The organism is Nocardiopsis salina YIM 90010 (genome assembly GCF_000341025.1).
In the GTDB taxonomy this organism is placed as follows: Bacteria; Actinomycetota; Actinomycetes; order Streptosporangiales; family Streptosporangiaceae; genus Nocardiopsis; species Nocardiopsis salina.
This window is the reverse complement of record NZ_ANBF01000227.1, coordinates 26,538-40,303: the sequence shown is the minus strand read 5'-3', so window position 1 is coordinate 40,303 and position 13,766 is coordinate 26,538. Positions and strand designations below refer to the sequence as shown.

General features: G+C 70.2%; 11 protein-coding genes. 6 read left to right on the top strand and 5 right to left on the bottom strand.

Annotated elements, in window-relative coordinates; translation table 11 throughout:
* Window positions 1-1,362, bottom strand: a 1,362-nt coding sequence (locus tag D474_RS0125310; RefSeq protein ID WP_239647182.1) for a protein kinase domain-containing protein, incomplete at its 3' end; no start/stop codon positions are given.
* Window positions 1,363-1,641: 279 nt separating this feature from the next.
* Window positions 1,642-2,790, bottom strand: a complete 1,149-nt coding sequence (locus tag D474_RS34160; RefSeq protein ID WP_017616279.1) for an ion transporter — start codon at window positions 2,788-2,790, stop codon at window positions 1,642-1,644.
* A 305-nt stretch (window positions 2,791-3,095) separates the two neighbouring features.
* On the opposite strand from D474_RS34160, the gene D474_RS0125300 reads away from it, so the two are divergent.
* Window positions 3,096-3,464, top strand: a complete 369-nt coding sequence (locus D474_RS0125300) for an effector-associated constant component EACC1 (protein ID WP_017616278.1) — start codon at window positions 3,096-3,098, stop codon at window positions 3,462-3,464.
* A gap of 1,031 nt (window positions 3,465-4,495) precedes the next feature.
* Here the strand turns inward: D474_RS0125300 and D474_RS0125290 are convergent.
* Entirely contained in the window at window positions 4,496-5,734 is a 1,239-nt protein-coding gene (locus tag D474_RS0125290; RefSeq protein ID WP_017616276.1) for a PucR family transcriptional regulator, read from the bottom strand.
* 257 nt (window positions 5,735-5,991) lie between these two features.
* On the opposite strand from D474_RS0125290, the gene D474_RS0125285 reads away from it, so the two are divergent.
* The 4 genes from D474_RS0125285 to D474_RS34490 all read left to right on the top strand — a co-directional run bounded on the left by D474_RS0125285 (window position 5,992) and on the right by D474_RS34490 (window position 10,850).
* Window positions 5,992-7,245: a M24 family metallopeptidase gene (locus D474_RS0125285; RefSeq protein ID WP_017616275.1), complete on the top strand. Its 1,254-nt coding sequence runs from the start codon at window positions 5,992-5,994 to the stop codon at window positions 7,243-7,245.
* A 76-nt stretch (window positions 7,246-7,321) separates the two neighbouring features.
* The gene (locus D474_RS0125280; protein WP_017616274.1) at window positions 7,322-7,963 is read left to right on the top strand and encodes an ABC transporter permease; all 642 of its coding nucleotides are present in this window, start codon (window positions 7,322-7,324) and stop codon (window positions 7,961-7,963) included.
* Window positions 7,960-9,117 (top strand): ABC transporter ATP-binding protein, encoded by a 1,158-nt coding sequence (locus D474_RS0125275; protein WP_017616273.1) that lies wholly within the window; start codon window positions 7,960-7,962, stop codon window positions 9,115-9,117. The genes D474_RS0125280 and D474_RS0125275 overlap by 4 nt, the downstream gene beginning before the upstream one ends.
* The gene (locus D474_RS34490) at window positions 9,117-10,850 is read left to right on the top strand and encodes a glycine betaine ABC transporter substrate-binding protein (RefSeq protein WP_204367147.1); all 1,734 of its coding nucleotides are present in this window, start codon (window positions 9,117-9,119) and stop codon (window positions 10,848-10,850) included. Before D474_RS0125275 ends, D474_RS34490 begins: the two co-directional genes overlap by 1 nt.
* On the opposite strand, the gene D474_RS33040 is transcribed toward D474_RS34490, so the two are convergent.
* Complete coding sequence (locus D474_RS33040; RefSeq protein ID WP_204367146.1) at window positions 10,762-11,367, bottom strand: amidohydrolase family protein; 606 nt, start codon at window positions 11,365-11,367, stop codon at window positions 10,762-10,764. The genes D474_RS34490 and D474_RS33040 overlap by 89 nt on opposite strands.
* Window positions 11,368-11,525: 158 nt before the next feature.
* A complete protein-coding gene (locus D474_RS33035) occupies window positions 11,526-11,891 on the bottom strand; it encodes an amidohydrolase family protein (protein WP_017616267.1) in 366 nt (121 codons plus the stop codon).
* Window positions 11,892-12,409: 518 nt separating this feature from the next.
* Between D474_RS33035 and D474_RS30035 the strand changes: the two genes are divergently transcribed.
* Window positions 12,410-13,678: an AI-2E family transporter gene (locus tag D474_RS30035; RefSeq protein WP_017616266.1), complete on the top strand. Its 1,269-nt coding sequence runs from the start codon at window positions 12,410-12,412 to the stop codon at window positions 13,676-13,678.
* Window positions 13,679-13,766: the final 88 nt, after the last annotated feature.

The following is a 13,766-nucleotide window of genomic DNA, read 5'->3' as shown; positions in this document are numbered from 1 at the left end:
CGCCCCCCCCGCCACAGCAGTCCCTGCGGCGGGGTCGCCTTCCGCCCAGGACGCCCGCGAGGCGTCCGGCGGCTCGCTGTTGGCCAGTGCCGCCGCGAACTGCGCGGACGTCGGACGCGACTCCGGTGTCCGGTTCCAGCAGGCCGCGACGAGTGTTCGGAGCAGCACCGGGAGGTCGTGGGTCTCCGGGGCGTCCCCGGTCAGGCGGTGTGCGGTCCCCTCGTCGGTCTCCGCCGCGAAGGGGTTCTTGCCGGTCGCCGCGTACACGAGCACGGTGGCCAGGGCGAACATGTCGGAGGAGGCGTCCCCCATGGCCCCTTCGACCTGTTCGGGGGCCTTGTAGGAGATGTGCGCGAGCGGGCACCCACGTGCCGGCCGCGGGGGCTCTGCCCGGCCGCCTTCTGCAGCCTCGTCGGCCCCCGCGGCCCCGACCCCGGAAACCTCGGCCTCGTCTGCTCCGCGGCCTCCCCCTTCCTCGGCGGGAGGCTCCACCGACACCGGCTCGCCGGTCGGTTCCGGAGGCTCCACCGACACCGGCTCGGCGGTGGGGTCGGGCGGCTCGACCGAGACCGGCGGCCCCGTCGGCGCCGGGGGCTGCCCGGCCACAGGGGCGCCTCGGGGCGCCGGGCCCGTGGGGACCCCGGGTTCGCGGGGCTCGGGCTGGGCCTCGGCTTCGGCCTCTGGCGCGGCCCCGGCCCCGGGGCGGGGCTCTGCGGCCCCACCGGCTGGGCCTCCCCAGGTTCCGTCGCCCTCGTCCCCCTCCGTCCCCGGCTCCACCAGCGTCCCGGTCCCCACGTCCGCGGCCCTGCCCTCCCGCACCTGGTCCACGGCGAGGTCGTGCACGTCGTCTGGCAGCCGGGTCGCCAGGCGCCCGCCGCCGAAGTCCACCAGCCGGATCCCGTCGTCGACGAGCACCACGTCGCGCGGGTTCAGGTCGCCGTGCACGAGGTCGTTCCGGTGCAGCTCCTCCAGCGCACGTGCCAGGCCGGTCGCGAGGATGCGCAGCGCCGCCGTTCCGAGGACCCCGAAGCCGGCGACGGTGCGCTCCAGGGAGATCCCGTCCACGTACTCGGTCGCGATCCACGGGGTCTCGCACTCGGGATCTGCGGCCAGCACCCGCGCCGTGTGGGGGCTGTCGGTCCCGCGCGCGGAGGCACTCTCGCGCACGAAACGCACGTGGAAGTCGGGGTCGGAGGCGAGCTCGGGGTGGATCACCTTGACGACGACCCGCTCCCCTGCCGGTCCGGCTCCGAGGTAGGAGGTCCCCACGCTTCCGGAACCGAGGACGTGGGTCAGGTGGTACGGACCGATGCGGGTGGGGTGCTCAGGACTCGCGGGACTCGCGGGGTTCAGGGGCTGCAACGTACAGGCGCTTTCCGGGTCGTGCTGTGTTGCCGGCGAGAGGTTGTGGGGTCGCGTGCGGTCGGTTCGAGGGATTGTCTCAGGTTCCCCGGCGTATGGGACGTACGGCACCGGGGCCTGGTTCTGCTCTCCCGGCCTCGACGCGGTCGCTGTGTGTGCGTTCGCGAGCGTGGCGGGTCCGGCCGGTGCGCCGATGCTCGGGACCCCGCCCACCGTCGGCGCACCACCGAGCCCGGGGGGAAGCGCGCGTTCTCCGAGCTCTTCACCGGCGCGCCCGGGTCAGGAACCCGTGCCCTCGCTCTCGGTGCCGGTCCCTGGCCGCGAGCGTGACTGCGACCGCGGCCCCACCGGTTCCATGGGCTCCGAACCGGCGTCGAGATCCTCGTCCTCGGAGTCGCCGCCGCCGTCCACGCCGGCCCCGGTGTCTGAGCCCCGACCCCGGTCGTGGGCCTCGTTCCGGGGCTCGCGCTCCGGCTCCTCGGCGGCTCCCCCGGTGCGGTCACCGTCGCCGTCCGACGGGCCTCCGCCGGGGCCGCCCGGTCCGCCGGGACCACCGTGGCCGCTGCCGGGCTGCGCGTCCCCGCCGGGGCCGCCGCCCTGCTCCTGCACGATCCGGGTCAGGTGCTCCACCTGCGCGTTGAGCTCGGCGAGGCGCCCCATGACGGCCTGGTGCAGCTCTTCTTCCATGCGCTGGTCCTCCTTCCACCGGTCGTCGTTGACCTCGCGTTCCATCGAGGCCACGATCACGCCGATGACCAGGTTCAGCACGATGTACGCGGTCACCACCATGTAGACGACGAAGAAGATCCACGCCATGGGGTGGTGTTCCAGCACCGCATCCGATACGTCGGGCCAGTCCTCCGTGGTCATGACCATGAAGAGCGTGTACAGGGTGGTGCCGAGGTCGCCGAAGAACTCGGGCACGGTCTCGCCGAACAGCTGCTGGGACAGGATCGCGAAGGTGTAGACCGTGACCAGCATCAGCCCGATGACGGTCCCCATGCCGGGCACCGACTTGAACAGGGCGCTGACGACCTGCCGCATCTGGGGGACGGCGGTGATGATGCGCAGTATCCGCAGGACCCGCAGCACGCGCAGCACAGCGAAGGGTCCGCTTGCGGGGATGAGGGAGACGATGACGACCGACAGGTCGAACCAGTTCCAGCCGTCCCTGAAGAAGGATCCCCGCCACGCGTACAGCTTGAGGACCATCTCCACGACGAAGACGGCGATGATGAAGCGCTCGGCGATCACCAGATATGGGAGTGCCGCATTCTCATAGGTGGCGACGCCCAAAATTGCGGCGTTGACCATAATGACGGCGACCATGGTGTTGGTGAACCACCGGCTGCGCACCATTCGGTCGACACCGTCGACCCCGCCGAACCCGTCGGCCTGGTCATCGGGGGTCCGTGTTCCCGTGGACAATTCCCACCCCTCGTTCAGACACAGAAGGTCCAAATATAGCGAATCTGGACCAACCTCCCCTCACCCGCCCCAGAACTCCCCTTGATCCCGAAACAGCAGGGAAGGCGGGGTTCCACCCCTGGTCGGGGCTCCGGGTGACCATCCACCGAAGGCACGGCTGCGGAACAGGGCAGAGGCCGCGGAACCATGGCTCTCGGACGGTTTCTGATTCTCCCGTGTCACACGCGTTTCCGGTTGCCCGAGAGTTCTCATATGCACCACCCGGAAAAAGCCGACGCAGCAATCGGGGGCTCTACACTGCCCGCATGAAGAGCCCCCACCACGAACCTCCCGACGAAGAACCCACGGAGAAGCACGCCGAAGAGCGCGACGTCCGGAACACCATCTCCGGCGAATACACCGGACACCTGGTGCAGGGCGGAACGGTCCTCCCGGAGATCCTCGCCCTCGTGGCAGCCGGCGCACCCGCAGCGGCCACCACGGCCATGGTCACGTACCTCAAACACCGCACGGCGGACGTGTCCCTGAAGATCACCCGCAAGGACGGCACGACCCTCGAGCTGCAGGCCAAGCGTGCCTCGGGGCCGGAACAGCTCATTGAGCGCGTCACCGAGGAGTTGGAGTCCGGTTCGAAGGCCGAGGTCGTGGAGCAGGACGAGCCCAGCCCCTCCTGAATCGCCCACGCGTCCCGATACCCGGCGCCCCGATCAGCGCCCCTGGAACCGGAACCGGGTCAGCCCGATATTCTGCGAGGATCTTGCTACCAGAGCCGGGTTCAGCGCCGATATTGGCTCCAGTAGCAAGATCCTCGGGGTGGTAGACCTTCCGGGAAACGCCCCGGTCCTAGTACCAGGTCCCGGTGCCGTAGATACGNGTCGCCCTTGTCGACGGCGCCTGCCGCCATGACCGCGCCGGCCCCGTCGGGCACGTCGTCCAGGCCGCCGAGCACGATGTCGTGGTCGTCGGCGACGATCTCCTGGCGCGTCACCTCGCCGTCGGCGGTCCGGTGCTCCATGACGGGGTTCCAGTGGCTGTCGGACAGGTACAGGCCGCCTTCGCCGTCGTCGACGACCGCTTCGTAGGCGCCCTCTTCCTCGCCGACCTCCACGGTCCACTCGGTGCCGTCGTACTGGGCGAGCACGGGCAGGCTGTGGTTGAGCTCGTCGCCGTCCTTCCAGCTGATGTGACCGGCCGCCCACACGTCGTCCGCGGAGCGCACCAACACGTCGTTGAAGGACCCGCCGGGTTCACCACCCGGGATGTCGACCTCGGGGATGTCCTCCGGGACCCAGCCGCTGCCGTCCCAACGCTCCACAACCAGATCCCCGCCCCCGCCGCTGCCGACGGCGAAGACCTCGCCGGCCTCGTCGGAGCCCAGCCCCTCGCTGACGGAGGGCGCGGGCTGCGGGGTCCATGCCTCGCCGTCGAAGTAGGCCGCCTCAACCTCACCCAGGTCCGACCCGGACAGCAGCCAGGCGTTGCCGTCCCCCGTGGCGGCGAGCGCCGTGGGCTCCAGGTCGGGATCGATGCCGACGCCCGACCAGGCCTCGCCGTCGTGGTGGGCGGCCGAGGCGCCGGCGTCGTAGGAGTGCGCGAGGGCCCAGACCTGGCCGTCACAGCGCGAGGACCCGCGGGATCTTGCTACCAGAGCCAATATCGGCGCTGGCCCCTGCTCCGGTAGCAAGATCCCCGGGGTTGACAGGCATCAACGCACCTGGTCCCCCGGCCCCCGCGGCGGGGGTGTGCCCAGCCCGGCCAGCTCGGCGAGCCGCAGGGCGGCGTGGATCCGGAACCGCGCAGACCCTGCGGGGTCCTCGCCCAGCACCTCGCGGGCCCGGTTGAGCCGGTAGTAGAGCGTGGTCCGGTGCACGTTCAGCGCCTCCGCGGTCCCGCCGACGTCGCCCTCGCGCTCCAGGTGGGCGAGCAGCGTGGCCGCCAGCGGTGTCCGGTGGTCGGCGACCAGCGCCGCAGCCCCCTCGTGGAGGGAGGCGACCCCGTCCAGGTCCCAGGCGAGGTCGGCGAACAGGCGGTATTCGCCCAGGGTGTCCCAGCACGCTTCGCCCTCCGTGCCCCTGACGGTGCGCGCCACCCGTGCGGCGTATTCGGCCTGGCGGACCGAGGCCCCGACCCCGTCGGCGGAGTGCAGTGCACCCCCGACCCCGATCGCGTTCACCCCGACACGGTGCAGCAGGGCCGCGCGGCGGGCTGCCCCGGAGACCGGTTCGAGCACGGAGGTGCCAGGCCTGCGGGGCGAGACCAGGATCAGCAGCTCTTCACCGCGCTGATGCCCCGCCACCTTGTGCGATTCGAGGAGAGCCACGAGGGTGCCGAGGATCTCGGCCGGCTGGACGGGCACGAGCGGCTCGGGTCCACCATGGTCCGGGTCCGGGGGCGAGGCGGTGAACTGCAGTACGCAAGCGCGTGCCCGGTGCGCGGCGGAGCCGTCGTGTTCCTCGAACAGCTGCCGGAACAGGTCCTCCCTGCGCTCCTGGCCGACGTGGAGGATCTCCTGCAGCAACTGGCCGTCGGCCTCGGTCCGTCGCCGGGCCTGCTCGTTCCGGTCGAACAGGTACGGCCTCATACCGGCGCTCGCCTCGAGCACCCACGCGAGGTCGTCCTCCTCCAAGCGGGGGCTGTCGATGAGCCAGACCCTCGCGAGCACGTGTGAACCAGAGGTCACCGGAACCACGACCCGGGCCAGCAGACCGTGCTCGGGGCTGGCCGGCACCCTCAGGGGTTCCATTGCGGCCGAGACCCCGGCGCCGACGAAATATCGAAGGTGTTCTTCGGTGGCGCTGCGGTCCAGCAGCGCCTTCACCCGGGCATCGTCGATCCGGCCGATCTGGGCGCTGTTCACCAAGGGGCGATACGACCCGTCCTCGACATAGACGGCCCGTTCCAGGCGTTCGGATATCTGGTCGGTGATCCATTGCAGGCTGTTCACCGGTTCTCCTTCTGTCCTCCCACGGCGACGCGGAACCGGGAACGGGAGCCGACAGCACTTTCCTTCGGTGACGTGCACATATTTCGACAAGTGTAGCAACGCGGCCACGTGTGCCCTGCCCAAGTCTGGACTCGGGTCGGATGACACGCACCCGCCCGGCCAGCCACGATGGTGCGTCGGACCAGAGAGCGGGACCCCGCGGCAGGGCCACGGGCCCGCGCACCGACGGGGACCGCACCCGGGGAGAGGATCTTGCAGTGGCCGAACTCGATTGGCACGCCGAACGCGCAGACCTGGACGGAATTGCGCACCTGGACCGTGAACCCGACGGTGACATCGACCTTCCAGCGGTACGGAAGTACCGAATGGACAGGGTGCGGGACCAGATGGCCGAACTCGGAATGGACGCGGTGATCCTGTCCGATCCGGTGAATATCCGCTACGCGACCGGCGCTCGGAACATGCAGGTCTTCTCGATGCGCAATGCGCCCTCGCGGTACCTGCTCCTCACACAGGACCGTTCCGTCCTCTACGAGTTCACCGGTTGCATGCACCTCGCCGAGGGGCTCGAGACCATCGACGAGATCCGGCCGGCCAGGACCGCCAGCTTCGTCGCCGCCGGACCGTTCATCGGCGCCAGGGAGCGCGCCTGGGCCGACGACATGGCCCAGGAGCTGTCACGCCTGGTCGGCGATCGGGCGACGGTGGGCCTGGAGCGGATGAACGCGGGCGCCGCGATCGAGCTGAACGGCAAGGGGATCCGTGTCGTCGACGCCCAGTACGCGCTCGAGCTCGCGCGGGCGGTCAAGTCCGACGAGGAGATGAAGTGCGTGCGCGCCTCGCTCCGCGCCACCGAACGGGGTGTGGCTGCGCTGCGTGCGGCGATCGAGCCCGGTCTCACGGAGGCGGAACTGTGGTCGGTGCTGCACGGTTCGGTGATCGCCCAGGACGGCGATTACATCGAGACGCGTCTGCTGAACGCCGGGCAGCGGACCAACCCGTGGTTCCAGGAGACGAGCCGCAACGTCATCGGCCGCGACGAGCTCATCGCCCTGGACACCGATGTGGTGGGCTGCTTCGGCTACTACTCGGACTTCTCCAGGTCGTTCCACTCGGGCCCGAACGCCCCGTCCGAGGCGCAGAAGACCCTGTACAAGGTCGCGCACGAACAGCTGCAGCACAACGTTTCGATCCTTCGCCCGGGGATGTCGTTCCGTGATTACGCCCGGCAGGCCTGGGACATCCCCGACCAGTACTACGCGAACCGCTATTACCTGTCGGCACACGGGTGCGGGATGACGGGAGAGTACCCGTACCTGTACCACGAGGGCGACTTCCCCGATGCCGGCTACGACGGTGAGATCACGCCCGGGATGGTCATCTGCGTGGAGAGCTACATCGGCCTCCACGGGGGTGACGAGGGGGTGAAGCTGGAGGACCAGGTCCTGGTCACCGACACGGGGGTCGAGGTGCTCTCGCGCTTCCCGTTCGAGGAGGGCCTCCTGCACTGACACCCCGCCGCAGAGCTGACTCACCGCGAGGTGAGCATGCACAGAGACCTTCAGATTCCGAACAGGAAATAATTCGATGGTCCAGTTCATCGATGCGCGCTGGACGGACATTCTCTTTCAGTCGTATCAACATTTTTCCCTGGTCGTTCAGTCCCTTCTCCTGGCGACCGTCGTCGCCGTCGCGCTTGCGGCCCTGGTCACCTCCCGCGAGGGCCTCGCCCCGGTGGCCAACACCGTCTCCGCCGTGGGCCTGACCATCCCCTCCTTCGCGCTGCTGGGGCTGCTCCTGCCCTTGGTCGGCATCGGCGCGGTCCCGGCGGTGCTGCTGGTGACCTTCTATGCGGCTCTGCCCGTCCTGCGCAACACCGTGGTCGGTCTGCAGGGCGTGGACGCCGGGCTCGTCGAAGCGGCCCGTGGCCAGGGCATGAGCGACGCGGCCGTGTTCTGGCGGGTGCGCCTGCCCCTGGCCTGGCCGGTGGTCATGACCGGCGTACGGGTGTCGGCACAGATGTCGATGGGTGTCGCGGCGATCGCCGCCTACGCCCTCGGCCCGGGGCTCGGCACGTACATCTTCACCGGGCTGGCCCAGGCCGGCGGCGCGAACGCCCTGAACTCCGCGCTCGTGGGCACCGTCGGCATCGTGCTCCTGGCCCTGGTCCTGGATGCCGTTCTCGTCCTGCTCTCGCGCCTGACCACTCCTGAGGGGATCACCGTATGAATCAGACCGCCACCACAGAACAGTCCGGCACCGGGGCGCAGCTGGAGCTCGTGGACGTCGTCAAGCAGTACCCGGGGCAGAAGAACCCGGCGGTCGGCGGCCTCTCGCTCACCGTGGAGCTGGGCGAGACCGTGATGTTCGTCGGCCCGTCCGGCTGCGGCAAGACCACGTCGTTGAAGATGATCAACCGGCTGATCGAACCGGACTCCGGCAGGATCCTGATCGACGGCGAGGACATCACCGCCCACGACCCGACCCGGTTGCGGCGTTCGATCGGCTACGTCATCCAGGGCGGCGGACTGCTGCCCCACATGACGGTCGCCGACAACGTCGGGCTGGTTCCCGGTCTGCTCTCCTGGGACCGCGATCGCACGGCCGGACGGGTGGACGAGCTCCTGGACATGGTCGGGCTGGACCCGAAGGTCTACCGCGACCGGTTCCCCAAGGAGCTGTCCGGCGGGCAGCAACAGCGTGTGGGTGTGGCCCGCGGGCTGGCGGCCGACCCTCCGGTCGTACTCATGGACGAACCGTTCGGCGCGGTGGACCCCATCACCCGGCAGCGTCTGCAGGACGAGCTCATGAGCATCCAGGAGGAGCTGCGCAAGACCATCGTCTGCGTCACGCACGACATCGACGAGGCCATCAAGCTGGGTGACCGGATCCTGATCCTGCGGGAGGGCGCGCGCATCGCCCAGTACGACACCCCGGAGACGGTCCTGGCCTCGCCCGCCGACGATTTCGTCGCGGACTTCATCGGGTCCGGTTCCAAGCTCAAGCAGCTCACCCTGCAACGCGTCGGTGAGCTGGAGCTGAGTCGGCCGCAGACCTGCCGGGTGGGTGAGCCGGTGGCGGAGGTCGTCTCCCGGGTCGAGGCCGCCGGGGAGAGGTCCGTCGTGGTCCTGGACGAGCGGAGCCGCCCCCGGGAATGGCTGTTCCTGCGCACACTCGCCCAGCACCGCACCGTGCCCGCGCCCGACCATGCACTGCAGACGGTCGTCGACCACCGTTCCACCCTGTCCGACGCCCTGGACGCGATGCTGGTCTCCAGCCACGGGGGTGCGATGGTCACCGGTTCGCGGGACCGCTACCTCGGGGTGATCAGCTACGACACGGTCACCGCGCACATCCAGGGCCAGCAGAAGGAAGCCCTGTGATGCGGCGGCTGTCCACACTCTCGCGCGAGGACAAGCTCCTCATCCACGGGTTGCCGGTGTTCGTCCTGGTGGTCCTGGCCGGGTGGGTGCTCTGGCGGCTGACCGCGGACCTCGGAGACGTCGAGGCCCGGCTGTTGACGTGGAGCAACATCCTCGAGCTCACCTGGCAGCACCTGCAGATCGTGCTCATCTGCACCGGTCTGGTGCTGGCGCTGGCCGTGCCCTGCGGGGTGCTGTTGACCCGCAGCGGCGCTGCGTTCCTGTCCCCTCTGGTGACGGGGATCGCCAACGCGGGGCAGGCGGCCCCGGTGATCGGCGTGATCGTGCTGTTGGCGCTGGTGCTGGGGTTCGGCCTCTGGACGGCGGTGCTGGCGCTGACGCTGTACGCGTTCCTACCGGTCCTGGCGAACACGGTCGCCGGACTGCGCGGCGTCGACCGGGGCACGGTCGAGGCGGCGCGCGGGATGGGCATGTCGCCCACGCAGGTGCTGATGCGCGTGGANGCGCGGGGACCTGCCGATCGCGATGCCGGTGATCATGGCGGGCGCGCGCACGGCGCTCGTCCTGCTGGTGGGCGCGGCGGCGTTCGCGACCTTCATCGACGCCGGGGGGCTGGGCCTGCTCGTCCAGACCGGCATCATCATGTTCCGCTATTCGATTCTGGTCTCGGGGGCGATCCTCGTGGCTCTGCTGGCGCTGCTCGTGGAGTGGGCCGGCCGTGTCATGGAGTTGTTCCTGCGGCCTCGGGGGCTCGTATGAACCGACCGACCATGTCGAGGGCCGGTGCGCTGACGGCGGGCGCCGTCGCGCTCGGGGTGCTGGCCGGATGCGGCCTGGGCACCGCGGGCGGCTACACGCCGAGCGGGGAGTTGGCCGGCCCGGTCGAGGGGGTGGAGCTGGACGGCGCTGCCCTCAGTGTGGGGTCGAAGGACTTCACCGAACAGATCGTGCTCGGCAAGATGGCGGTGATCCTGTTGCGGTCCGCGGGGGCCGATGTGGAGGACCTCACCAACATCCCGGGGTCCAACAGCGGCCGTGAGTCGATGCTGCAGGGGCACCTGGACCTGCATTGGGAGTACACGGGAACGGCCTGGATCAACTACCTGGGCAACGAGGACCCGATCGACGACGAGCGCGGACAGTACGAGGCGGTGCGGGACGCCGATGCCGCGAACGGCCTGGAGTGGTTGGAGCCGGCCGAGCTGAACAACACCTACGCCTTCGCGGTGAACAGGGAGACGGCGCAGGAGCTCGGTCTGAGCCGGATCTCCGACCTCGCCGACCTGGACGAGGCCGATCGCACCTTCTGCCTCGACGCCCAGTTCGCGGCCCGCAACGACGGCTTCGAACCGATGCTGGAGCAGTACGGTCTCCCGCCGGTGCCGCGCGAGAACCAGAGCCTCATGGACGAGGGCGCCACCTACCAGGCGGTGGCCGACGACGTCTGCACCGCGGCCCAGGTGCAGAGCACCGACGGCCGGATCCTGGCCCTGGATCTGGTGCTGCTGGAGGACGACGAGCGCTACTTCCCCCGCTACAACGCCTCCGCCGTGGTGCACGGGGAGGCCCTGGCCGAGCATCCGCGGATCCCCGAGCTGATGGACCCGCTGACCGAGCGCCTGGACGACGACACGATGACCGGGCTCAACGCCCGCGTCGACGTGGAGGGCGAGGAGCCGGCCGATGTCGCCTGGGACTTCCTCGTGGAGGAGGGTTTCGTCTCCGCGGGGTGAGGCCTTCGACGGCCGGGCCCTCGTTCAACCGGCGGCCCGGCCATCCCCTCCCCGGCCGTCGCTCCCCATGCCGTAGAGCGCCGCGGCGTTGCCGGCCAGGATCGCGTCCACGTCGGCCTCGGCGAGGGGCGGCCCGGCGGATGTGCTCGAACGCCCTGACGTACTTCTCGCGTTGGAAGTACGGGTGGTCGGAACCGGCGAGGACCTGCGAAGCACCGAGTGTGGCCGCGGCGAGTTGCAGCGACGGTGTGTGGAAGTTGGCGGCGTCGAACCACATGCTGCGCAGCACCGCGTTCGGCGAGGCCGGGAAGGCGTTCCAGTCCTCGTAGTTGTCCTCGATCCGCTGCGCGAGGAGGGGCAGGTCCCCGCCCAGGTGCGCGATGTGGAAGCGCAGGCGCGGGAACCGGCGGGGCACGTCGGCCTCGAGCAGGTGCAGAGTTGCGGTCGCGTCCTCGACGGGCGCTCCGTTGACCCATTCCAGCCGGTGTTCGGTGATCAGGGGGAGCGGGCCCCGCACCCGGTGGGGTGGATGTTGACCACGGCGCCCCGCTCGTCGAGGGCTTACCACACGGGCGAGAGTTCACTGCTCGCGAGGGAGAGGCCGCCCGCGAGCGTCGTGAGCGAGACCCCGGCCGTGCCGAGCTCGTCGAACATGCGCGGTATCTCGGCGAGGGGCTACCGGATGTGCGGGAGCGGGAGCGTTCCATAGGCCAGGAACCGGTCGGGGTTGTCCCGCACCAGGTCGGCGTAGTGGTCGTTGATCCCGCGGGCGGCGGCGAGCGAGGACGCCGCGTCGGGGCCGGAGGGGATCTGGGGCGTCACGGCGAGCACCTGCAGGTCGACCCCTGCCCGGTCCATCCACCGGAACCGCTCCGCCAGGTCCTGGCCGGTCGAGTCCGTGCCCGGGCCGCGGGCGATCCTCGTGCTGTCCGGGTCGACGCCGGTCTCTTCGAGGCGGTCCAGGTACCAGGCCGGATACACGTGTGCGTGGGTGTCGATCGCCGTCGCCCGGGCACCGCCCTGGTCGAAGTCTGCGGCCATGGTCTCCCACCCCTTCCACCTGCGCTCTTGCTCCGCAGCGTCCCCGCACACCCGGCGCGCGACTCCGACGGGCCTCGGGCGGGCCGGCGCGTACGCGGTTCTTCTCGACCGGACGCACCCCTGCGTGAGCCCCGCACACGGGGACGCGCTCGTGCAGCCCCGCCGACACGCCCGTGCCGGGTTCGGGATCCGACCTCCACGCCTGGTCCCGCCGCCCCGGGCAGACTCTGTAGCGCCCGGCTCCGACCACGGCCCTCGGCACGGTGGTGGGCCGCCGACCGCGCGTGTTCTGCCCGTTCGGCCTGCGGGTCATGGCCCCTCGGTGTCCCCGGCGGTGCGGCCGGACGGCACCGGCACACCCGGGCTCGTGTTCACGGCCGGGGCACCGGTCCCGTCGGAGCGGGGCGGGCCCGGGAGAGAACACGCAATGACCACGGCCTGGTGCGGAGGACACAGAAGGGCCCGAACCCGCGCGTCTGCCCCGCACGGCCCCGCACCATTCGACGAACGGAGTTCATGTGCGATCCCAATGGCCGGGAGCAGGAAAACTGAAGAGCAAGTGGGACGCCGCCCGCAGGGCCCGGGCCCAGCGGGACGAGCCCGAGGAGGGCGGCGGGACGGGACCGGCCCCGGACACGGCGGAGGACGACACCCGCGCCGCCGACCTCCTGCGGACCGCGAGCGATGCGGGCTGGCGGCTGCTGGTCATCGGCGTGGTGGTGGGCCTGCTGGTCTACGCGCTCACCTACCTGGCGGTGGTGACGCTCCCGGTGATCGTCGCGGTGTTCCTCACCGCGCTGCTGATGCCGCTGACCAACTGGCTGCGCCGACCGAACCCGGTCAAGCCCCGCGGGTTCGGCCGGGGGACGTCCACGCTGCTCACTCTGGTGATCGCCCTGGCGGTCTACAGCCTCGCCGTCACCTTGGTCGTGACCCCGGCGATCGCGAGTTTCGAGGACCTGGTGGACAGCGTCAACGAGGCGGTCACGGGGCTCCAGGCACTGGACCTGCCCTTCGGGCTCGATCCCGCGCTGCTCACGGATGCGATCCAGAACGCATGGGACCAGGTCCAGAGGTTGGTCACAGACAACACCGACCAGATCGTCAGCGGCGCCTGGACGGCCACGACCGCGGTGACCCAGGTCGTGCTCGGCATCGTTCTGGTCATCGTCCTGACCATCTATTTCGTGCACTCGGGCGACCAGCTCATGGAGTGGGTCGCCGCTCTCCTGCCACCCCGTTCCCGCCCGCTGCTGCGCCACTCCGGCCGGGTCGCCTACGGGGTCATGGGCCGCTACGTGCGCGGTGTGGCGTTGGTGGGCCTCTTCGACGCGTTCGGTATCGGCATCGTGTTGCTGATCGTGCTCGACACCGGCCTGGCGGTGCCGCTGATCGTGCTCACCTTCGTGGGTGCGTTCCTGCCGGTCATCGGCGCGTTCGTGAGCGGGCTTCTGGCCGTCCTGGTCGCCCTGGTGACGGAGAGCTGGATCGTGGCGCTGATCGTGCTGGCGGCGGTGATCCTCGTGCAGCAGCTCGAGAGCAACGTCTTCGCCCCGCGGATCTACGGCCAGGCCCTGGAGCTGCCGTCGGCTGTGGTCCTGATCGTGCTCACCGTCGGCGGGATCCTCGGCGGTGTGGTGGGCCTGTTCCTGGCCACCCCCATCGCCGCGGTGCTCACCGCGCTGTTGCGCAACCGGCCGTCGTCCACAGACACGGCCTCGGACTCGACGGACCAGGGGTCCCAGGGGCGGGAGGGGGCCGAGCGGTCCGGCTCTGCGGCCGACTGAGGCGGGGTGGATGCACCTGTTGCGACCTCCCACATTTTTCACATAACAGTTGTTGTCAAAAACTTGGATGCCGCATAGTGTGCCTCCC

Coding starts and splice junctions, on each gene's coding strand:
- D474_RS0125300 (WP_017616278.1), top strand. CDS start 3,096: ATGAAGAGCCCCCACCACGAACCTCCCGACGAAGAACCCACGGAGAAG.
- D474_RS0125280 (WP_017616274.1), top strand. CDS start 7,322: ATGGTCCAGTTCATCGATGCGCGCTGGACGGACATTCTCTTTCAGTCG.
- D474_RS0125275 (WP_017616273.1), top strand. CDS start 7,960: ATGAATCAGACCGCCACCACAGAACAGTCCGGCACCGGGGCGCAGCTG.
- D474_RS33035 (WP_017616267.1), bottom strand. CDS start 11,891: ATGGCCGCAGACTTCGACCAGGGCGGTGCCCGGGCGACGGCGATCGAC.